This is a genomic window from Paenibacillus sp. VCA1, from assembly GCF_031583795.1.
GTDB classification, from domain to species: Bacteria; Bacillota; Bacilli; order Paenibacillales; family Paenibacillaceae; genus Paenibacillus_AQ; species Paenibacillus_AQ albilobatus.
In genome coordinates, this window is record NZ_JAVLSX010000010.1 from 123,673 (window position 1) to 145,336 (window position 21,664).

The 21,664-nt window shown below is 54.1% G+C and carries 16 protein-coding genes and 1 other annotated feature; of the genes, 3 read left to right on the forward strand and 13 right to left on the reverse strand.

Annotated elements, in window-relative coordinates; all coding sequences use genetic code 11:
* The first annotated feature begins 4 nt into the window (after window positions 1-4).
* Window positions 5-1,720 carry an adenine deaminase C-terminal domain-containing protein gene (locus RJP21_RS22210; protein WP_310861246.1) on the forward strand — a complete coding sequence of 572 codons (1,716 nt, stop codon included), beginning with the start codon at window positions 5-7 and terminating at the stop codon, window positions 1,718-1,720.
* Window positions 1,721-1,842: 122 nt separating this feature from the next.
* Here RJP21_RS22210 and RJP21_RS22215 read toward each other — a convergent pair whose 3' ends face one another.
* From RJP21_RS22215 to RJP21_RS22255, 9 genes are all read right to left on the reverse strand, one after another.
* Entirely contained in the window at window positions 1,843-2,637 is a 795-nt protein-coding gene (locus tag RJP21_RS22215) for a DUF2935 domain-containing protein (protein WP_310861247.1), read from the reverse strand.
* 143 nt (window positions 2,638-2,780) lie between these two features.
* Window positions 2,781-3,851, reverse strand: coding sequence for a bifunctional 3-deoxy-7-phosphoheptulonate synthase/chorismate mutase (locus RJP21_RS22220; protein WP_310861248.1), 1,071 nt, complete (start codon window positions 3,849-3,851; stop codon window positions 2,781-2,783).
* Between the two features lie 432 nt (window positions 3,852-4,283).
* Entirely contained in the window at window positions 4,284-4,472 is a 189-nt protein-coding gene (locus tag RJP21_RS22225) for an aspartyl-phosphate phosphatase Spo0E family protein (RefSeq protein ID WP_160040578.1), read from the reverse strand.
* Window positions 4,473-5,010: 538 nt separating this feature from the next.
* Window positions 5,011-5,859: a carbohydrate ABC transporter permease gene (locus tag RJP21_RS22230; protein ID WP_310861249.1), complete on the reverse strand. Its 849-nt coding sequence runs from the start codon at window positions 5,857-5,859 to the stop codon at window positions 5,011-5,013.
* Between the two features lie 24 nt (window positions 5,860-5,883).
* Entirely contained in the window at window positions 5,884-6,741 is an 858-nt protein-coding gene (locus tag RJP21_RS22235) for a carbohydrate ABC transporter permease (protein WP_310861250.1), read from the reverse strand.
* Window positions 6,742-6,885: 144 nt separating this feature from the next.
* Window positions 6,886-8,223 (reverse strand): ABC transporter substrate-binding protein, encoded by a 1,338-nt coding sequence (locus tag RJP21_RS22240; protein ID WP_310861251.1) that lies wholly within the window; start codon window positions 8,221-8,223, stop codon window positions 6,886-6,888.
* Window positions 8,224-8,792: 569 nt separating this feature from the next.
* Window positions 8,793-10,013, reverse strand: a complete 1,221-nt coding sequence (locus RJP21_RS22245) for an acyltransferase (protein ID WP_310861252.1) — start codon at window positions 10,011-10,013, stop codon at window positions 8,793-8,795.
* Between the two features lie 200 nt (window positions 10,014-10,213).
* Window positions 10,214-10,693, reverse strand: coding sequence for a GlcG/HbpS family heme-binding protein (locus RJP21_RS22250; protein WP_310861253.1), 480 nt, complete (start codon window positions 10,691-10,693; stop codon window positions 10,214-10,216).
* Between the two features lie 109 nt (window positions 10,694-10,802).
* Complete coding sequence (locus RJP21_RS22255; protein ID WP_310861254.1) at window positions 10,803-13,937, reverse strand: polysaccharide lyase family 8 super-sandwich domain-containing protein; 3,135 nt, start codon at window positions 13,935-13,937, stop codon at window positions 10,803-10,805.
* A 663-nt stretch (window positions 13,938-14,600) separates the two neighbouring features.
* Between RJP21_RS22255 and pdxR the strand changes: the two genes are divergently transcribed.
* Window positions 14,601-16,037: a MocR-like pyridoxine biosynthesis transcription factor PdxR gene (gene pdxR / locus RJP21_RS22260; RefSeq protein ID WP_310861255.1), complete on the forward strand. Its 1,437-nt coding sequence runs from the start codon at window positions 14,601-14,603 to the stop codon at window positions 16,035-16,037.
* Between the two features lie 85 nt (window positions 16,038-16,122).
* Here pdxR and RJP21_RS22265 read toward each other — a convergent pair whose 3' ends face one another.
* The 4 genes from RJP21_RS22265 to RJP21_RS22280 all read right to left on the reverse strand — a co-directional run bounded on the left by RJP21_RS22265 (window position 16,123) and on the right by RJP21_RS22280 (window position 19,820).
* Window positions 16,123-16,329 carry a hypothetical protein gene (locus RJP21_RS22265; protein ID WP_160040601.1) on the reverse strand — a complete coding sequence of 69 codons (207 nt, stop codon included), beginning with the start codon at window positions 16,327-16,329 and terminating at the stop codon, window positions 16,123-16,125.
* Window positions 16,330-16,430: 101 nt separating this feature from the next.
* The gene (locus tag RJP21_RS22270) at window positions 16,431-17,093 is read right to left on the reverse strand and encodes a L,D-transpeptidase family protein (protein ID WP_310861354.1); all 663 of its coding nucleotides are present in this window, start codon (window positions 17,091-17,093) and stop codon (window positions 16,431-16,433) included.
* Window positions 17,094-17,279: 186 nt separating this feature from the next.
* Window positions 17,280-18,539 (reverse strand): tyrosine--tRNA ligase, encoded by a 1,260-nt coding sequence (tyrS, locus tag RJP21_RS22275; protein ID WP_160040607.1) that lies wholly within the window; start codon window positions 18,537-18,539, stop codon window positions 17,280-17,282.
* A 92-nt stretch (window positions 18,540-18,631) separates the two neighbouring features.
* Window positions 18,632-18,864 (reverse strand) — a binding site (T-box leader).
* A 74-nt stretch (window positions 18,865-18,938) separates the two neighbouring features.
* Window positions 18,939-19,820, reverse strand: coding sequence for a helix-turn-helix domain-containing protein (locus RJP21_RS22280; RefSeq protein WP_310861256.1), 882 nt, complete (start codon window positions 19,818-19,820; stop codon window positions 18,939-18,941).
* 187 nt (window positions 19,821-20,007) lie between these two features.
* Here RJP21_RS22280 and RJP21_RS22285 point away from each other — a divergent pair, with 187 nt between their 5' ends.
* Window positions 20,008-21,615 carry a glycoside hydrolase family 43 protein gene (locus tag RJP21_RS22285; protein WP_310861257.1) on the forward strand — a complete coding sequence of 536 codons (1,608 nt, stop codon included), beginning with the start codon at window positions 20,008-20,010 and terminating at the stop codon, window positions 21,613-21,615.
* Window positions 21,616-21,664: the final 49 nt, after the last annotated feature.

Here is a 21,664-nt window from a genome sequence, read left to right on the forward strand (position 1 = left end):
GATCATGCAGCCAGATCTGCTTCTGCTCAAACCGAAAGTGTACAACAGTTATTTCAAGCAATGGACGGAAACCAACGTCGCCGTCAAAGACGGAAAATTTATGTATATCGGCCCGCGTGGGGAAGAATCGTTCCAGGCTGGACGTGTGATCGACGCAAGCGGCCTGTACATGGTGCCAGGCTTTATCGACATCCATCTTCACATCGAGAGCACGATGGTGACGCCCGGCTCCTTCTCGCAAGGGCTGCTTCGAAACGGCGTCACGACGATCGTGCCGGAGCCCCATGAAATGGCCAACGTCTTTGGCCTCGACGGGGTTCTGGAAATGATCAACGCCAGCCGGGATTGCGAAGTGGACATGTTCTACGCGATTCCAAGCTCCGTGCCGGCGACCTCGCTGGAAACCTCGGGCGGCTCGATCGAAATCGAAGACATGGAAGCATTGCTTGCGACCGGCGACGTCATCTGCTTGGGCGAAATCATGAACTACGTGGATATCATTACCGATCCGGACTGCAAAACGAACCGGATCTTGAAGCATATGAAAGAACATCATCCGGAGCTCGTCATCGAAGGGCATGTGCCGAAGCTGCTTGACCTCGATCTGCAGCGCGTCATCTTCGCCGGCGTCGATTCCGACCACACGCATCAAACCGTCGAAGGACTGAAGGCAAGGATCGGCGCAGGCATGTTCATCGAAATCCAGGAGAAATCGATGACGCCGGAAATTATGGACTATCTCATCAAGCATGACGTGTCCGAACACTTCTGCTTCGTGACCGATGACGTCATGGCCGATTCTTTCAAGGCACGGGGGCATTTGAACCACATCGTCCGCAAAGCGATCGGCATGGGCATGGCGCCGGAAAAAGCCATCTATGCAGCCACCTCATCCCCTTCCCGCCGCATGCGGCTGTATGACCGGGGAACGATCGCGCCGGGGAAAACCGCAGACTTCCAGCTGATTTCCAGCCTCTCTGACCTGAAGCTCGAAGCGGTGTACAAAAACGGCAAGGAGGCCTATACGGCGGCCGCTCCATCGCAACCGAAGACGGCCGGATACCGGTTTCCGGATCATTTTTACCGGAGCGTGCAGCTTAACGAGCTAAGCGAAGCCGATTTCGCCGCTAAGGTTGACGTGGAAGACGGCACCTATCTCTGCCGGGTCATGACCGTTCAGGACGGCTCGACGTTTACCCAGGAAAGCCGCGTCGAATTGCAGGCGGCGGACGGATGCCTGCAGTGGGAAGGCAGCGGCCTGGGCATGATCGCCACGTTCGAGCGTTACGGCAAGCATGGCGGCAAAGCCTTCGGCTTGATCGGCGGCGATACGATCCAAAAGGGTGCGGTCGCCACGACGTATTCCCACGACAACCACAACCTGCTTGTTGTAGGGCATAACGTCAAGGACATGCTTCTCGCCGCAAACACCGTCATCCGGCAGCAGGGCGGCTTCTGCGTCGTTTCGGACGGCGAAGTGACGGCCAACATGCATCTGCCCGTCGGAGGCATTCTGACAGAGGAGCCGCTCGAATCGGCCGCCGAATCGGTCAAGCGGCTGCGCGAGGCGATGCAGGCGCTCGGCTACAAGCACTACAACCCGATCATGTCCATCGCCACCCATTCGCTGCCCGTCAGCCCGTATTTGAAAATCACCGACCGCGGCCTCATCGACGTCAACGCCGGCCAGGTGGTGCCGCTGATTATCGAAAAAAGATAAATGTATTCAATCGTTTGGATTCCATAAAACAACAGCCCCGTGAAGAGCAGCATGAGCTTCTGCATCACGGGGCTTTCTTATGTTCGCTACAACTTAACCTATGCTTCAAACAGCGGCCCTGCCTACTCGATCCTCGGCTTCGCCGGATCGCACTTCGGCTGCGGCACTTCCCCGGACTGGGCAAGCTTTCCTAAATAATAACATTCTTCCCGGTACATATGGTCCGGCACGAGCTTATTCAGGCGGCTTAACAGCTCGGCGCTGATATCCAGCTCCTCCACCTCCAGCAGAAACGCCATAAACGCGGACATTTCCACGTCAACGTCACCGTGAAACTTCTTGATCGAAGGATACGTCGTTTTTAATGTCCGCAGATAGCCGACCAATTCCAACGCCTTCAAATAAAATTCGTTAAAATGCTGTTCGAATTCCTTGCTCCTGCGGATCAATCTTCTTTCGACCCCGTCCAGGTCGGACGCGATCGACGCGGAGTGGAAGGCCGCATCCGGCAGCCACAGCAGGTCATGGTGCAGCGGATGATAACGCGGCACCGGTTTGCCGGCAAGCAGCTCCTTCAAAATCCTTTCGTATTCTTCCAGCTCGTTGAGCATATGGTTGATGAAGGTCGGAGACAGCCCGATGACGATTTGGCCGAGCAGCGCACGGTCCAGGAGGCTGAGCTTGAATGCGCGCAGCTCGACCGTAGCTTGGTAAGCCTGTTCGTTCAGCTGCCTCAAATCCTGATCGGGTCCCAAACTCCGCGACTGCGCAAGCAGCCCGTCGAACCATTGAATAAACCGGTTCGCCTTTTGAACGTCCTCCGCTTCCTTGGATGACAGCCCGTTAAAAATAAACCGTGCATGATCCCCTAAAATTTGCAGCCAAAACCTGTGTTCAAACAACGCCTCGCCGCTCATGCGAAAGCCCCCTTCGTCCTCATATTCAGCCGGGCCTTTTGCATGCATCCATTTTAGCGTTCGGTGCTCTGAACGCATGGCCGCAAAAGGCTGAACCAGCTACAAATATATGCCGTCAGGGGCCGCATTTATGCGGTTAAAAATTACAGCAGGCCCGACTTTTGAACTTCCGCGTAAAACGCCTCGAACTGAGGAATGTTGAGCTGCTGCGCCGCATCCGACAATGCCGTCGCCGGATCCGGATGCACCTCGACCATGACGCCGTCCGCTCCGGCGGCCAGCGCCGCTTTGGCGCAAGGCGCCAAAATGTCTTTGCGCCCCGTCGAATGCGTCACGTCGACCAAAACCGGCAAATGGGTTTCCTGCTTCAAAATAGGCACCGCCGAAATATCGAGCGTATTGCGGGTCGCCTTTTCGTAGGTCCGGATGCCGCGTTCGATCAGCATCACCTGGCTGTTGCCGCGGGACACGATATATTCGGCCGCATGGACGAATTCATCAAGCGTCGCCGCCAGTCCCCGTTTCAGGAGAATCGGCTTTTGAACATCGCCGGCCGCCTTGAGCAGCTCAAAGTTTTGCATGTTTCTGGCCCCGATCTGGATCACGTCGATATAGCCGCATGCCAGCTCGATATGCGCCGGGTCCACGATTTCGCTGATCGTTTTCAGGCCGAATTCGGCCGCGACCTCTTTCAAAATCTTCAAGCCTTCCACGCCTAAACCCTGGAAATCGTACGGGGAGGTTCTCGGCTTGAACGCGCCTCCGCGCATTACGGTAATCCCCGCCTCTTTCAGCGCCTTGGCGACCGTGCGCACCTGCTCGTAACTTTCGACCGAACATGGACCCGCGATCATCACCGGCTTGCCGCCGCCGATCGTCACATCGCCCAGCTGGATCAGCGTATCCTCCTGCTTCTTTTTCCGGCTGACGAGCAGATGTTTTTTATGGTCTACCTGCTGCAGCGACAACGAGGCTTGAAAAATTTGTTTGAACAGATGCCGCACCGTCTCGTGATCAAACGGCCCTTCATTGTGTGCCACCAGCTTCTCCAGCATTTCCTTTTCACGCACCGGATCGAATTTGGGAACGCCCTGCTTCTCTTTTTCGACGCCCAGCTCCTGGGCGATTGTGGCGCGCTCCGACAGAAGCGCAAGCAGCTGCAGGTTGACTTCATCCAGTTTCGTGCGCAATTGCTCCAATCTTCCTTGACTCATCCCATGTCCTCTCCTTTATCCCTTATTATCTTGAAAAACAAAAAGACCCCTGTCCGTCAAGGGACGAGGAGTCGTGGTACCACCCTTATTAGACATACCCTCAGCTTAGCGGCACGTCTCACTTCTGGCCTTTTAACGCAAGGTGTACGGGTAAGCCTACTTGCCTGCGGGAAAACAGACGTTCAGATACCGGCTCCGGAATGAACTTCGGCGGGTGCGGTGATTCGGGTGCTTTCAGTCTACCGGCACGCCGTCCCTGTCAACACGTTCTCCGCTTACTCTTTCCTTCATAGCCTGTAAGTCGCAAATGATTAAATTACATGCATTGTATTACAACCTGCACCGGGTGGCAAGCATTTTATTTAACGCATAATTGCTTCATTGCAGCGAAGAAAAACCATCCTGCCCGAAAAAGAACCGTAAAAACGATCGTTACGCTATAGGCTGTTTTTCCGCTCGTTTATCCTTGATAGCCCTGTTGTAGCAGTTGATCAGCTCGTCGAGCACCATGGACTGCCTGATCACTTTGGGGTTCCATACGTCGCCGTACCGGTTTACCATCCGATATAACCTCTGCCTGGCCTCCTCGATGGAATTTTGCGTGGATTCCGTGCTATTCATGAATTGGTTTACCTCCCTAAAATTCGGCTCAACTTGATCTGTTCACCAATGCTTCAGCATTCTCGGCTCATCTATTCTCTTCACTGGTCCAACTCTTATTCGGGCGGTATTTCCCTCCCCCTGACATCAGGCGGCAAAAAGCTATGTATGAAGCAGCAGTCCTTCTGCATCGGGCTGTAAATTTTCGTCAGTAACTGCCGTTTGCCAGCGATTCCTCCGTTGGAAGAAAAATACATATTTTAGGATATTATCTGTATACAGATAATATTATGTTGGATTTTATACGCTGGTCAATAACAAAATGAGAATCTATGAAAATAAATTTTATTTTTTCAAATGTCGGGTGAAAACCTTGTCAAACGGTGTATGGCGGATTGTCATTCCATGCAAAATCCTCCCGTAAAACCGTTGCCTGCAGCCCCGACCCGTTCAGGTAAAACTTGGTCAACATGCAATTAAACGCGAAGAAAAAAACGACATTTCTGCCGTTTTATAGTCGATCCATTGCAGATGCATATTCGTTTTTAACACGCCATGTTTAACCTTTGACTGCGCCTTCGGTCAACCCTTTTTCGATAAACTTGGAAATGAACAAATAAATGAGCAGGATCGGCATGACCGTCAGCGTAACTGCGGTTGCCATTAGGCCGAAGTCGGTTCCGTATTGCGAACTGATCTCGCTGAGCAGCGCGACGATTGGACGCACCTTCTCCTTGCTTACGAAAATGAGCGCGGAGAACAAGTCGTTGTACGACCATAAAAATACGAAAATGCTAACCGACGCAAACGCCGGCCTTGAAACGGGCATGAAAATTTTCGTGAACATCTGCCACCGGTTGCAGCCGTCCATAAATGCCGCTTCTTCGAGTTCCTTGGCGATCGTTGACATATACCCGGCAATGACAAGTGTCGCAAAGGTCAGATTGCCTGCCGTTTGCGGCAAAATGAGTCCCCAGTACGTATTTACCAGGCTGGTCTTGATCAAAAGTTCATATACCGGCACGACCGTCGCAAAGGCGGGCACCAGCAACGTCGCATACAAAATGGAATTGATGAACCGCTTGCCCCGAAACGTAAATCTGGATAACACGTAAGCGGCCAATCCCCCGAACAAAAGCACGAACAGCACCGTGCCTCCGGACATAATCAGGCTGTTCACGTAGCTTCTGCCGATGTTGATCCTGTCAAATGCGGTCGTATAGTTTATGAACACGGGTTCCAGGGCGAGCGAAAAGGATTTGTTCATCACGTCCCGGGATTCTTTAAACGAGTTGTTGACGATCCAGAACAGCGGATAAATCGTCGTCATCGCCCAGGCCGAAAGTACGATGTACATCAGCGCCGTGCCGAGTTTGAAACGATTTTTGCTCTTCATAGCTGGCTGCATAACGATTACACCCCTAATAACAGCTTAATATGTGATTTCCTCGCTTTTTAACAAACGGTTGGCTACCAAGGCGATCACGACCCCAAGCACGACCATGTAAATGGCGACCGTAGAGCCGTAACCGAAATTCTGGTCGACCATCGCCTTTTTGTACATGTAGGTCCCCAGCACGTCGGTGCCGTTTTGCGCCCTGGAAATGACCCACACGAAATCGAATACTTTCAAGGTGCCGGTGATCGCGAGCGTAATGACGACCTTGATGTCGCTCAAAATGAGCGGAATGGTGAGCCTGACCATTTTTTTGAAGCCGGTAATGCCCTCGATTTTGCCGGCGTCGTAATAATCCTCGGGAATTTTGGACATCGCCGTCACGAACAGGACGAAATAAAAGCCGACGTAATGCCACACGGTCGGAATCGCGATCGCTTTCAGCGCGTTGTTCTCGCTGAGCCACAGCACTTTCTCGAGGCCCAAACCGGCCAATACATTGTTGAGCAGCCCGAAATTGTAGTTATAGAACAAAACGAACAACAGCGAAATGGCCGTGCCGGAAATGACGACGGGAAAGAAGAAGACGGACCGGAAAAAACCTTTCAGCTTCGTAATGTTGTCTACCATAACCGCCAGCAGCAAGGCGATCCCCACCTGGAAAACGAGGACGTAAAGCATAATTTCAAGCGTGTGCAGCGTTGCAGCGCCCAGCAGCTTGTCGGAGAATAAACGTTCGTAGTTATCCCAGCCGATAAACTTTTTGTCGAAAAAACCTTTGGTCCGGTAAAAGCTGAAATACAAGCTTTTGAAAAACGGATAATACAAAAATACGGTCAAAAACGCAGCCATCGGGAACAAAAAGATCCAGATATACTTTCGATCGCCCTTCATCTTTATCACCACTTGAGTTTTAATTTTCGAAGAAGCCGTCCAGCTGTAAACCTAAAAGATGACGCCGCCTCCGAGGAGGACGGCGTATCCGGATGAAGCATTTGGGTCAAACTTTGGGTTCAAGCTGCTTGTTAGGCTAAGCTCTTACTTTTTATTCGCATCCTCAATTTCTTTCGCTTCCTTCAGCACGTCGGCCGGGGATTTTTTGCCCGTTACGACGGCTTGAACGCCGGCACGCAACGTCGAGAACGTCTCAGGTGCAACTACGTTGTCGATCGGTCTGCTTACCGAAGGTGCGCCGGCAGCCAAAGCAAAACCGTCATTGGCTACTGGGGTTGCGCCCTTGGTCTCTACGCCTGCAGCAGCCGGGAGACCGCCGTTGGCAAGAGAGATTTTTTCGATAACATCTTTAGAAGTCATATGTTTCAGCAATTCGATCGCTGCGTCTTTCTTGTCCGCATTATCGTATGTTGCTTTGGAAAGATAGAATCCGCTTCCGAAACCGCCGATAATTTCTTTGCCCGTGCCGACTCCGCCTGGCATGGCCGGGAATGGAAGGATTGTCGTATTATCAATAACGGCAGGTTCTTTCCATGCTCCCGACGCCCACGAACCTTCAATGATCATTGCGGCTTTGCCTTCAGCGTAATAGTTGGAAGCCATGCTGAGATCAATGGTGGCCGCATCTTTAGGGAAAGCGCCCAGATCGTACAGTTCTTTCATTGCAGCATAGCCTTTCTCCCAGTTCGGATCGATGCCGTTGGCCAGACCGCTGTCATGCCCCTTCGCTCCTGCGGCCGAGAGTATAAAATGTTCGATGACATAGTGCGATTGGTCAAACGGAGCCGCAAGCGGGATGATTCCTTTTTTGGAAAGGGTCGAAACGGCTGTTTTCAGCTTATCCCAGTCCGTCGGAAGCTCCAGGTTGTTATCGGCAAAAATCTTTTTATTTACGAATAAGCCTTCATAGTAGCCCGTTAACGGAATGGCGTAAATGTTGCCGTCCTGCATTCTTGTGTTTTCGAGAGCCGTCGGGTTGAAACCCGCCTTCCATTCCGGATTCGCATCCAAAATGTCGTTCATCGAAACCACTTTGCCTGCATCCACAAAGCCTTGCGCGTCGGCACCAACGAAGTAGAAGAGCAAGTCCGGTTCATTGCCGGAGTTCATGTCCGTGTTGACTTTCGTTCTGAAGCCGTCGTCGTTGGCGGACATGGTATCGTTTTCAACTTTCACGTTCGGATTTTTCGATACGAAATCGTCGATTGCGGCCTGGAAAGCCTCGCGCGCCGCGTCTGTGCCGCCGAACGTCGAGAATACGCGGAGCTTCACGTCTTTTTTCGGCGCTTCTTCCTTCGGTTTTTCCGATTCCGTTTTCGGCTGTTCGGACGCCGTGTTCTTTTCCTCGGCTTTCCCGCATGCGGCCAGGAACATCGCGAAGACGACCATCATGCTCAAAAGAATCAATGAAGACCTTTTCACTTGCAAATCCCCCTTAAAAAATAGTTTCATGTTTCGCTCAGGCCCCATAAATCGGTTCTTGATGCAACGCAAGTTGGACGCTTTGGTTAGGTCGTCTTTCGAACATGCACTCTCCAAATTTCGATTGGATTTTCCCCCCACGGAAAATTCGGAGATAGCAGTTGCTTCGGAACACCTTGTCCCCTCCGTTTCCTCCTGCTGCTCTTCAAGTCCTAATTACGATGTTGAGCCTATGCGCTGTTTGGCTTATGCTGCCTGTTCTTATCATACATTAGTTGCAAATTTTGTAAGGGGATACATTCCTCTAAACGACGGGGAAATATCGCTAACCAGAGGCGTTTTCCCATACGCGGGGGCTTCACGCCGGGGTTTATCCGCAAAATCGGGACGCCGATTTTCCCTATTTTTCGCGAAAAAAAGCGCCCCCGGAACAGCAACGGCAGGAATCTGAATAAGTGTGCCGATGGCTGTTACCGGAAGGCGCTGAATAAGCCTAGCCCGATGTATGGTTTCAAAATGCGGCAGCAGCGCCGATAACATCGGCGACAGCTTCGCATTGCAAGATTGCATTATCTGTTGTTCGCGCTGAGATAAGCGCGGGAGTCAGAGCCGAAATCGCCGTTTTTGGCGCCTCTTTGCCGCAGCCTGTTCCGTCCGGCCCCTACGATCCAGCGGGCTCCCGGCATATGCGACAGCGTGTAACTGATGCCAAGCGAAGCCAAAACCGTGAGCACAAACGTCAGCAGCGTAACCGATAGATGGCTCCCCGCAAGGTACAAAGGACGGGTAAAATAGGCGATCACATAAATGACTAAAGCATGCACGAGATATCCGCCGAACGAATAGGTGCCGATCCATGAAAGCAAACGCAAAAAGGCTTTGTTCCGCTCCCGCAGGAGGATCAGCAGCCCGTACAACAACAGCATTTGCGCCACGATGATGATAAACGTCGAAGGTTTAAGGTACGTGGAAATGTTCAGGTTGACGGTTTCCCCCGATCCCCGGAGCACGTCATAACCGAGCCGGATATACATCCCGAGAAAAACAAGCCCGCTCCAAGGAAGCAGCTTCGTGCACCATGAACGCCAGTTCGCGATGCTTGCGGCGCATACCGCGCCAAGCACGAAATAAAACCCGTACATCAGAAACGAATAACTGCGGTATTCCAGCAAAGCAGCCCACGGTTCGCCGAGTTCCGCCGCCCATGAGCCCATCCGGTAATACGAAACATACAACAGCGCGATGTAACATGCCCCGGTAATGGCGAGCAGGGCAAAGACGCCTCTTGTCCGCGACCGTCCTTCCAGAAGCTCGAAACCGCTGCGGGCTTTTCTGTAAAGGGCAGCCAACAGCGGAAAAAACAGATAAAACTGAATGATCATGATAATAAACCATAATTGGTACCCGGTCTGCGGCGCGACCAGCTCGCGGAGCAGGCTCCCCCAATCTTGTCCGCCTTTTTGCCAAAACGACGGCGTGAACACGCGGACATACAGCCAATAAATAAACGTCCAGCAAAGAAAAGGAACGTAGACGGTTTCAAGCCTTTTGCGGATGAACGCGAAATAATGAAGCCGCCCGCTGTAGTTGTAAAACATCAGAACGGCGGACAAAAAAACAAAGGTCGGCGTTCCGAAACGGGTCAGATGGTACATCATCGTCAGCATCGTGGAGTCCGCTGGTTCAATATCGGCCCTGTAAATGTACTCAGCGATCGAATGCTGCATGACAATGGCGAAAAAAGCCAGTCCCCTCAGCTGCGTCCATTCCTCAATGCGCGGTTTGCCCATGAAAACTCCTCCTTCGTTTGCAATTACGCGCAAGTATACCGTTTGAATATTAAACGAACCTTAAAGCGGGCGATAGGAAATGGCTTTTGAATCGGGGAACCGCCGCCGTGGAGCTTGTTTCCAAGTCATGCAAAAAAAACGTACAGCCCCGTCCATGACGGGGACCGTACGTTAAAATTGTCCGTTTCGAGCAGTCCGGATCACCAACCGGAACTTTCCTGAAATTGGACGCTGCCGATACGGGCGTTGACGTTCGGGTTGGCGTTGCCCTGCATCGACTGGAATGCCTGCACCGCCGCTGCGGCGACTTCGGCATCCTGGACGCTGGTTCCCCCGCTGACGCCGATTCCGCCGACGATTTGCTCGCCGATTTGTAGCGGAATGCCGCCCCCGAGAATGACGATCCTGCCGCGATTGGTCGTGTTGATCCCGAAAGAAGGCCCGCCCGGCTGCGCCGCCTGCGTCAAATTGGCCGTCGGCATCTGCATGGCGACACTCGTCCAGGCTTTGTCTTTCGAAATCTCAATCCCGGCGATCCGGGCACGGTCCATCCGTTGAAACGCAATCAAATGGCCGCCGTCATCCACGATGGCGATATTGCTTGCAAGCCCCATCTGCCGCGATTTTTGCTCCGCCACGGCGATCAGCCTTTTTGCCGTCTCCAAAGATAACTTCGTCAAGCGATCACTCCTTACCCTGTGCTGCTACAGGATATGCATGCAGCCGGGAAGCGTGATATTCGACTACGGCAAAAACAGGCACGGCGGCAAAGGATGGTTTCAATGCCGCTTAAGGCGAAACCGTTTTGAATTTCACCGTATGCGTCCTACCGATGGAACCCTGGACGTTCACCTGGATCGTCGTGACGCCGCCGCTTTGCGAAACCTGGACCGAATCGTCTTTCTGAGCAACGGATAACCCCGGCTGACGAAGCTCGACCGTGACCACACTCTGTTGTTGGGTCGGATCCGATACCGCCAGCAGAAGTTCCCCGCTTGCTTCCTTCAGCATAACCGCCGCCGGATTTTTGGCGGTCATGGCGCCGATCGTGCCTGAACTCCAGAAGTTCGCGGCCGTGATGCCGAGGCGTTTGTGCTTGACGGCCTGCAGCGCTGCCGTATTGCTGAGAATCTCCACTTGAGGATTGCTGCTGTAACTTGCCGTTGCCGCCGCGTCTTTGCCGGGCAGCAGAACATACGAATACGCCGCATTGTTCGGAGTCGCACCGTGCTCGAACGCCAAACTTACGTAATTGCGGGTCAATGGCGTTTTCGACTCGCCGCTGTTGATTTCGCTCCAGGAACCGGTTCTGGATTCGCGCAAAGCATAGAGATCGGACGCCTCCGGAAAATAATAACCGATGTCCGAGCCGGGCACGTTGCCGGCAAGATGTGCCCATTTGACGCCCTTCAACGTTTCCGACCAGCCGACCGCGCCGGGCTGCTTGATGCCGTTGACCGTCAGGGCGTTGTCGCCCGCATCGTTTATTTTGCGGTTATCGACGATCGTTTCGACCGGTTTGGGCCCTGCAGCCGTTTTGGTGATCCCTGCGCCAAGCGCCACGATTTCGTCATCGAACATAAACCACGATTTTTTCCCCGCCAGGCTGCTGCCCGTGACCTGCGAGAGAGAGAAATCCATGCCGGCCGTGCTGTAGAGCCCGTCGACGGAGGTGCCGCCAACCCATGTTTTGGTGTTCATGTAGCTTTTCCATTCGCCCGGCGTCATGCCTTCCCCCGAACCGTCCGTGGTCGTTCCGGGAAGCCGGAACGCATTGACGGTCGGCCAAAAGCTGTTCCGATACTGGAGGAGGTCCTGGTTATACAGATAGGTCATGCCGATCCCCGTGTACCAACCCTTCAAATTTTCGTTATTCCCTTTTTCAAACGCGGAAATCCGGTTCGAAAACATGCTGAGTCCGAATCCGTAGCCCTCCCGCAAATGAACGACCCGGTCCATGCCGGCAAAAACCTGGCTATGAACCCATTCGCCGCGGGGCTGGATCGAGGCGTCGTTCATTAACCGCTTCACAAGGATCAGATCGTAAATGGACAAACCGGCGTAATAGTCGTCATAGGTGGTGTCTTTGCCGATCCATTCCTTGGACATGCTTTGGATGGAGGCGGCGACGTCGGCCGGCGCCCCTTCGGCCAGGCGAAGCAGCGTAACGATCGTCCCCCGGGCGCTTCCCGACCCTTCCCGGGAAATCCCCCGCCCGTTTACCATATCCATATACAAGCCTTTATAAATGACGGGTTCAAACGTGTCCGTGACCCAGCGGTACACATTGTTTACGTTCGGATCGGTCACCGGCCATGGAGATCCGTTCAATAGGTACGTCATGTCCGCGGCTCGGCTGAGCCAAACGGCGCCGTAGCCTGCCGTATAGGCGATGTTCGAATGCTGTACGAGCGAGCCGTCTTCGTATACGCCATCCCCATGGGTGGCATAAATGAACTCGGGGCCGATCGCGTCGCGTCCGAGCGTAATTTTGGCACTGTTTTTGCCGATCACCCCGCGCACGGTAACGACCAGCGCTTTATCCAGCAGATTGGCCCCCGTCATTTTGGTGCCTTTGACGCCAAGCACCGTTCCTTTGGCCGGGTCGGGATCAAACGCATCCACGGCTTTCATGTAGTTGCCGATCTGCGCGGGCGTCAGCTGATCGTACATCAGCACGACGGCATCGTTCAAAATTTGCGGGGCGCCGATCTCCCAATCCCACCAGTTGCCGTAGGCGCTTTTTTTCTCGTTGTACCGGTTCGCGTACATCCAGTCCAATGCGCCGATAATGGCGCCGCGCAGCTCCGGGTTATGGTAAAACCGGGAGCCTTCGGTGGCATAGGCGACGGCCATCGTCCGGATTCTGCCGTAAGCGCTTGAAATTTGGGCGGAATCGGTCGCGCTTTGCAAATCGTTCCACAAGTACGTCCGGCCTTCCGTTTTGTTCAAAAGGTCCAAATATCCGCTGCCCGCATCGTTGGACACGCTGTTATCCGTCCGGTCAACCGCCGCCCGGATATCCGGGTCGTCAGACGTGGAGCGGCTGCCCCCCGTCAATTTCTCGGTCCATTTCAGGCGGAGATTACGGTACGCTTCGGCCGTTTCGGCCGATTCCACGTTCACCAGACATTCGGCTTTGATTCCGTCGGGCGTTGCCGCCGTAATCGTTGCCGTGCCGGCCCCGGCCGCCGTCAGCACCCCGTTCGAATCCACCGCGACGACGTCGGGCCGGCTAGAGCTCCAAATGACCGTTTGATCCGCCGCATTGGCCGGCGTGATCGTTAGCCCCAGCGCCAAAGTTTCCCCGAGTCCCAGCGAGACGGCCGTTTGATCGAGCGCAAGGCCCGTAATCCCTCCATATTCCTCCAGTCTCACGTCGTCAAACCACGCCTTCCCCGTCCCCGTTTCGAGAAAAGGTTCAATGACCAGCTTGGTCACCCCCGAGGGGATGGTCATATAGACCTGCTGCAAAGTCCAGTCGTTCGTCCCGAGCAGCTTGTTCGAAGCCGGCCCGTCCCCGACCTTGCTGGAGTTGTAATATTGCGTTCGGAAATACGCCCCGGTACCGGCCACGTTTTCGGTCTTCACCCACATGCTCAGTTTATAAGACTTGCCTGCGGTAATTTGGGTCGCCTTTTGGTTGACCGATACCCTGCTCGTTTGGAAAGCATCAAACGCCATGGACTGTTTCCCTTCATGATGTACGGCCGCATCGAGAAATACGTTTACGGTCTTGCCGGGATCTTTTCCGCTGCCCGACGGAATCCATACAGCCCAATTCGCCGGGGCCGGACTGGCGATGCCGGTCCAGCTGGCGTCCGGTGCGGACGCCGTCTGCTCGAAGCCGCCGTTGTCCATCAGGTTGGCCGTTTCAGCCTTTGCCTCCGGAATCGGCGGACCGTATCCCACCGGTAAAACCATGGATAAAACCATGCTCGTTGCTGCAAGTAAACTTAACTTTTTCACCCTGTTCACCCCGTCCACGTGTTTTTTGAAAACAAATGTTCATGCTGTTCCGACGCGTACTGCTTTCAAAACCATGGTCCCTGCCTGTTGCTTCATGTTGATCGGAGGCGGCCGAAATCCGGGAGCGAATGCGACAGTACAGAAAAGAAAATGATCACGCATCCATATGTAAGCGCTATCAAATAATCTGGTGGACAACCTGGAATCCGCCCGGATCGGGAATTCCCAGGTTCGCTTCGATTTCCGCTTTCCGAGGCCGGGAGCGGAAGAACCGCCGTACGCTCCTAAAGCCATGGTTCTGGCGGGACATCCCCTCTGCCGCAAAATCTCCCGAAATGCCGAACCGATCTTCGTGTACATTATACATTTCCCAAAACGATTTGCGAAAGACGAAAAACGTGAAAAATGTTTACCTTTTTGAAGCGCCGGCTCCCATCTTTTCGGGAAGTTGCTTGGAACGCCCCATCCCGGGAACGAATCCGTTTCCGCCGCGCAGCCGGCTTTCGGATCGAACGCAAAGCGATTGTCAACATAATGATAAAAACGGTTCTCTTATCGGGTTCGACGAATGGTATGATAAAATGACAGATGAATTTTGTCCTGGGAAGTGAATACATAATGTGGAAGCCCGACCGTCACAGCAAAAAACCGCTCTATGAACAAATCGCCGATCATCTGGAGCAGCGGATATCCTACGGCGAATTTCCGCCCGGCAGCCTGCTGCCGTCCGAAAGAAAGCTGGCCGAGCAGCTCGGGGTGAACCGGAGCACCGTCATTTTGGCTTTCGGAGAGCTGCGGTCGATGGGAATCATTGAGAGCCGTCCCGGCAGCGGCACGCACGTGAGCAAATACAAATGGGGAGCCGTGCCAAAGCATACCCCGAATTGGAAGCGGTATGCCGAAGGGGGGAGCTTTTTGCCGAACCTGCCGTTTCTGCGCCGGATTCGCGAGGCGCTGCAGCAAAACCCGGAACTCATCGATTTCGCCAGCGGAGAGCTGTCCGCGGACTTGTCGCCGCTCGGGGAAATTACCGAACTGATGGGAGCGCAGCCTTCCCCTTCTTATTTGGGATACGACCACCCGCAAGGGTACATGCCTTTAAGACAAGCCGTGGCCTCATACCTGGACCGGTATCGCGGGGTCCAGACGACGGAATCGTCCGTATTGATTACTTCGGGATCCCAGCAGTCGCTGTATTTGATCACGCAGTGCCTGTTGTCCCCCGGAGACGCGGTGGCGATCGAAGACCCGTCTTATCATTATTCGCTGCCGATGTTTCAGTCCGCGGGGCTGCGGATTTTCGGCCTGCCTGCCGACGAAGGCGGAATCCGGCCCGAGGAGATTCGTTCCTTGGTTAAAAAACACCGCATCAAAATGATCTTCGTCAACCCGAATTTTCAAAATCCGACGGGAGCGCTTCTGCCCGACGACAGGCGCGGCAAATTGCTGGAAATCGCAAGCGAGCTCGGCCTGCCGATCGTGGAGGATGACCCTTACAGCCTGACGGATTACGATGGTTTGGACCGTCCTTCGCTAAAGTCCATGGATCGCGTCGGTTCCGTCCTGTATATCGGCTCCTTGTCCAAAATCGCGGCATCCGGCCTGCGGGTCGGATGGATGGTTGCCCCGCATTCGATCGTGGAACGGCTTGCGGATGCAAGACAGCAGATGGACTTCGGCCTGAGCGTCATACCGCAGCAGGTGGCGGCCCGGTTTTTGGAATCGCCTTATTTTGAGCCGCATTTGGAGCGCTTGCGCATGCAGCTGCGCCTGAAGCGGGACCTGCTGATCGATGCGCTGCATCAAGAGCTTCCGAAGCTTATCCGTTTTCACGTTCCGCATGGCGGAATCCATTTGTGGTGCCGACTCGTGCCCGAGGTGAACGATGCCAAGCTGCTGGAAGAAGCGATCAAAAAGGGCGTCGTGTTTGTGCCCGGGAGTGTGTACGGCTCCGATTCCGGGTACGTGCGGTTTACGTTCGGACGGGCAAAAGCCGAGAACATCGGGACGGGCATCGCCAAATTCGCCGAAGCCCTGCGGGCGTTGACCCGTTAATGCCCCGGATGTTTGGTACATGAACACGAAACGGACAACGGCCGCGCTGTTCGAGCTGCGCGGCCGTTGTCCGTTTCGTTCTATTTTATTTGCCGGTTCCGATCATGATCATAATGACGGCCAGCACGACGATGCAGGCGACGTAAATCCCGCTGAGACGCCCCCACTTTTTGCCCGTTTGCTTGAAATAATTCGGGTCGCTGTCTTTGTTGCTTTTGGATTGCCCGATCATCATGGTGGCGATAAATCCACCGATCATCACGGCCACGGCGATTACCAATAACCAGAACATGTTTCCCCTCCTGCCATGGGTCCTTCCTTAACATGTCTCATTATAATAAAACGCCCGCCGATTGGCACCATCCATTTCTTCGGCGGATCGGACCATCCAGTTTACTCCCACAATCCGAACTCTTCATAGATTTTCCGCGAAACGACGCCGTCCTGCCGCATCTGACGATCGCGTTGAAATTTTCTGACGGCCGCGGACGTACCCGGACCGAATCTCCCGTCGCATGGGCCTTCAAAAAACCCGGCGCTTTTCAAGCGGGACTGGATCAGCTGCACGTCTCCGCCGATATCCCCTTCGGCAAGATCCCTCGGATTTTGCTGGGGTTCTCCCAACACGTGCCCGTAAATCGTGACCTTGGTGCCGAGCGGAATCATATCGTACAATTCCAAAACGTTGGCGTTGTTCATGCGGATGCAGCCATGGCTTGCATGCTGTCCGATGGAATAAGACCTGTTGGTGCCATGAATGCCGTAAATGCCCCAAGGAACGTTTAAGCCAAGCCATCTGGGGCCGAAAGCGGGTCCCCAATTTTTCCCTTTGTACACCACTTTATATTCCCCGATCGGGGTAGGGGTGGACGGGTTTCCGACCGCGACGGCATATTTTTTGATGATTTGGCCTTTTTTCTTGACGACAAGCCGGTGTTTGACCGGATAAACCTCAATGGCATATTCCCCTTCGCCGGCGACGATGGGCAGCGACGGCTCGGCAAATGCGGCTGCCGTATGGCCGGTCCAGAAAAGCGCAAGACATAACGCCATCATGGAAAAGGCATATTTATGTATGTTCTGATGCAACATGGTCACCACTTTACCGTTAGGTCTTTTTTAAAGTTTGCGACCAAAACGGCTTTTTATGCAAATCCGTCCAAAGGATGCTACCATTTAAGAAAAGCAAAAAGCCTCCCTTGAAAAAATCAAGGAAGGCTTTGGGAAACGGCGGAAGCTTTTTTACGATATTTTGACCAGGCTGTAGTTTTTCTTGCCTTTGCGGATAATGATGAAGCGGCCGCCGATCGCGTGCTCCGCGGTCACTTCCAGCGCCAAATCCGTCACGCGTTCGCCGTTCATCGAAATCGCGCCGTTGTTAATATCTTCGCGGGCCTGGCGTTTGGAAGGTTCGATGCCCAGGTCCACCAGCCAGTCGACGATGTTTTTCGATTCCTTCGTCGCTTCGAACGTCGGCATTTCTTTGAAGCCCTGCTCGATCTCATCGGCCGTCAGCGATTTGATGTCGCCGCTGAACAAAGCGGCCGTGATGCGTTTGGCTTGCTCCAGCATTTCTTCGCCGTGCACGAATCGGGTCATTTCTTCGGCGAGCGTTTTTTGCGCTTCGCGTTTATGCGGCTCGGTTTCCACCTTGCGCGCAAGTTCCCCGATTTCCTCTTGGGACAGGAACGTAAAGTATTTCAAGTATTTGACGACGTCGCGGTCGTCGGTATTCGCCCAGAACTGGTAGAATTCGAACGGCGTCGTTTTGTTCGGGTCCAGCCAGATAGCGCCTCCCGCGGTTTTGCCGAACTTCGTTCCGTCGGCTTTGAGCATGAGCGGAATCGTCAGACCGAACGCTTTCGCTTCCGATCCTTCCTTTTTACGGATCAGGTCCAGGCCGCTCGTAATGTTGCCCCATTGGTCGGAACCGCCGATTTGCAGCTGCACGTCCTCATGCTGGTACAAATGGAGGAAATCCAGCGACTGCAGGATTTGGTAGGAAAATTCCGTGAAGGAAATGCCGCTCTCGAGTCGGCTCGCTACGACGTCTTTGGCCAGCATCGCGTTGATGCTGAAGTTTTTGCCGTAGTCGCGCAAAAATTCGATGACGTTGATTTTATGCGTCCAGTCGTAGTTGTTGACGAACCGGATTTGATTGTCGCCTTCGGTCATAAACAATTTTTTCAGCTGCGCTGTCAGCGCGTCCACGTTGGCCTGGACTTGTTCCAGCGACTGCAGCGAACGCTCGGTTGTGCGCCCGCTCGGATCGCCGATCGTTCCGGTGGCTCCGCCGATCAAAATGACCGGACGATGGCCGGCAAGCTGGAACCGCTTCAGCACCATGAAAGGGATCAAGTGGCCGATATGCATGCTGTCCCCGGTCGGGTCCACCCCGCAGTATAACGAGATCGATTTTTGATTTGTCAATTCCCGGAGCCCTTCGGCGTCCGTCTGCTGATTGATGGCGTCGCGCCACTCAAGTTCGTCGATAATATTCAATGCAAAACACTCCCTTTAATTTCGTAATGCCCTTATAACGAACCATTGATTTCGCGTTGAAAAACAAAAATCGTCCCTTGTCTAATTCTAGACATAGGGACGATTGAATAACCGTGTTACCACCCACATTGCATCAATGGCTTTCGCGCTGCCGCGCGCCATTCATGCCGCTCTTTTTCGCGAAATATCGTTCGCGATTCCGCCCGGCATTACCCGGGATGCTCCAGAGTGTAATTCGCTAAGCTTCGTTTGTACCGGGTTCCACCACCCCCGGCTTTCTGGAACAGGGACCAAGCTTGCTACTGGGCTCTTTCAACGCATGCCGTATATAAGATTATCAAAAGTATAGTGAAATCGGATGTTCATGTCAACTATTCCTTAACCTTGCCGGCTTCGCGCCTATTTGTAATACCGGCTGCGAAACCGGCTCGGGGACTCTCCGGTCCAACGCTTGAACTGCCTGCTGAAATGCGCGATGTTTTTATAGCCGAGCCGGGCCGAAATCGCTTCGACCGACAGCTCCGGATCCATTAGCATCAGCTTCGATTTTTTCAGCACCAGCGCAGATAAATATTGCCGGGGCGACATCCCGTAGACTTGGGCGAAAATCCGGTTGAGCGCCGACGGGCTGTAGCCGACCGCCGCGGCGGCGGACGCGATCGTGTCGCCGGAGTCTCGGGCGCCGCCCTCCCGCGTCTCCTCGACCTCCCGTTCCAGAAGCGACGCCGCCCGGGAAGCGATAAGGGAGTATCGCGAATGCGAAGCGTCCGTCTCCTGCCCGGAAAGCGTCCCGCTAATGCCTGCGAACAGCTCGAACAAAGCGGACAAAATTCTCATCCGCGAGTCCACGCGCGCGGCGGTTTCGTCCGAGGTCAACGCAAGCAGCCGGTCCAGCGCGGGACGTACCGCTTCCGACAGCGGGCTGCCCGCTTTATGGAAACAGGCGTGGTTCCGGCAAAGCAGCTCGCGAAACGACGGTTCGTCCACGTCGAAATGAAGGCAATAATACGTCATGTCCTCCTCGCCGATCACCCGGCTTTCATGCGGATCGCCAGGATTGAGCAGCATCAGGTCGCCCGGCTTTTGGATATAACGTTTGCCGTTCACGCACATCTCCTGCGTTCCCTCCAGCACGAGATTCACTTCGAACAGCGGATGCCTGTGAATCGGATAACTCCAATCCCCGGCGACCGTGCGCCAATGGGCGGCAAACACGCGAAAGGTCGAATCGATGTCGGGAAGCATCACTTCCTTGCGTATGCGGTCCATCGCAAATTCCACTTGCCACCAGCTCCTTCGCTTGATTCCATAGGCGATCAAAAACGTGATTGAAATGGGTAAAAACATGCATGCCTTGGGCATGGGATCGCCCGAAAATCATTGATAAGATGTAGTCATTATAACATAAACTCCAATCCGTTCTCCTTTTGAGAAGAATGGGTAATTTCATACCACGAGGAGTGTTACGATGGCCATCATTCAAAATCCGATCCTGACGGGGTTTAACCCCGATCCTTGCATTTGCCGGGCCGGCGAAGATTATTATATTGCCGTGTCGACGTTCGAGTGGTTTCCCGGAGTCGGGATCTACCATTCGAAAGACTTGAAGCATTGGCGCCTGGTATCCAGGCCTCTCAACCGGCTCAGCCAGCTCAACATGACGGGCAATCCGGATTCGGGCGGCATTTGGGCGCCCCAATTGTCTTATGCTGACGAACGGTTCTGGCTCATTTACACCGACGTCAAAGTGACGGAAGGACAATGGAAGGACTGCCATAACTATCTCGTCACCTGCGACACGATCGACGGAGAATGGTCCGAGCCGGTCCATATGAACAGCTCCGGGTTCGACCCATCCCTGTTCCATGACGAGGACGGCAAAAAATATTTCATCAACATGATGTGGGACCAGCGCGTCGGCCATCATCCGTTTTACGGCATCGTGCTGCAGGAATACGACGCCGAGGCGCAAAAGCTCGTCGGCAAACCGGAAATCATTTTCAAAGGCACCGACATCAAGCTGACCGAAGCACCGCATCTGTATAAAATCAATGGCTACTACTACCTGCTTACCGCCGAAGGCGGCACCCGTTACGACCATCAGGCGACGATCGCGCGCTCCAAACAACTTCGCGGCCCTTACGAGGTGCACCCGGAAAATCCGTTGATCTCCTCCTGGTCCACGCCGCGCAATCCGCTGCAAAAAGCCGGACATGCCTCGATTGTGCAGACCCATACCGATGAATGGTTCCTCGTTCATCTGACGGGCCGGCCGCTGCCGCGGGAAGGCCAGCCGCTGCTCGATCCGCGCGGGTTTTGCCCGCTCGGCCGGGAGACGGCGATCCAGCGTCTGGAATGGCGGGGCGATTGGCCTTACGTCGTAGGCGGAAACTCCCCCGCGCTGGAAATCGAAGGCCCGAACATTCCGGAAGCGCCGTGGGAACCGGACATTCCGGAAAAAGACGACTTCAACGACGGCGTGCTGAACCTGCATTTTCAAAATCTGCGCATTCCGTTAGGACCGGATACGTTGTCGCTCACCGACCGCCCCGGACATCTGCGCCTGTACGGCCGGGAATCGCTGACGTCCAAATTCACGCAGGCCTACGTGGCGCGGCGCTGGCAGCATTTCAAATTTACGGCCGAAACGAAGGTGGCCTTTCAGCCGCAAACCTTCCAGCAATCCGCAGGGCTCGTCAATTATTACAACACCCAAAACTGGACGTCCTGCCAGATCACCTGGAACGAAGAAAAGGGCCGCATTTTGGAGCTCGTTTCCTGCGATAATTTTGTCTTCGACCAACCTTTGAAAGGCCGGGAAATACCGGTTCCGGACGAGGTGGAATACGTAAACTTGCGCGTCGACGTCGATTACGACGATTATCGTTATTCCTATTCGTTTGACGGTAAAACCTGGTCGGTCATTCCGGTAACGTTCGACTCCTACAAGCTGTCGGATGACTACATCCAGGGCGGCGGGTTCTTCACGGGCGCGTTCGTCGGGATGCAATGCCAGGACACGTCCGGACGGCGCCAACACGCCGATTTCGATTATTTCAGCTATATCGCGCGGTAAGGAAGCCCCAACTGGTTCATCGAAGACGGTCTGCCCAGGCAGATCGTTT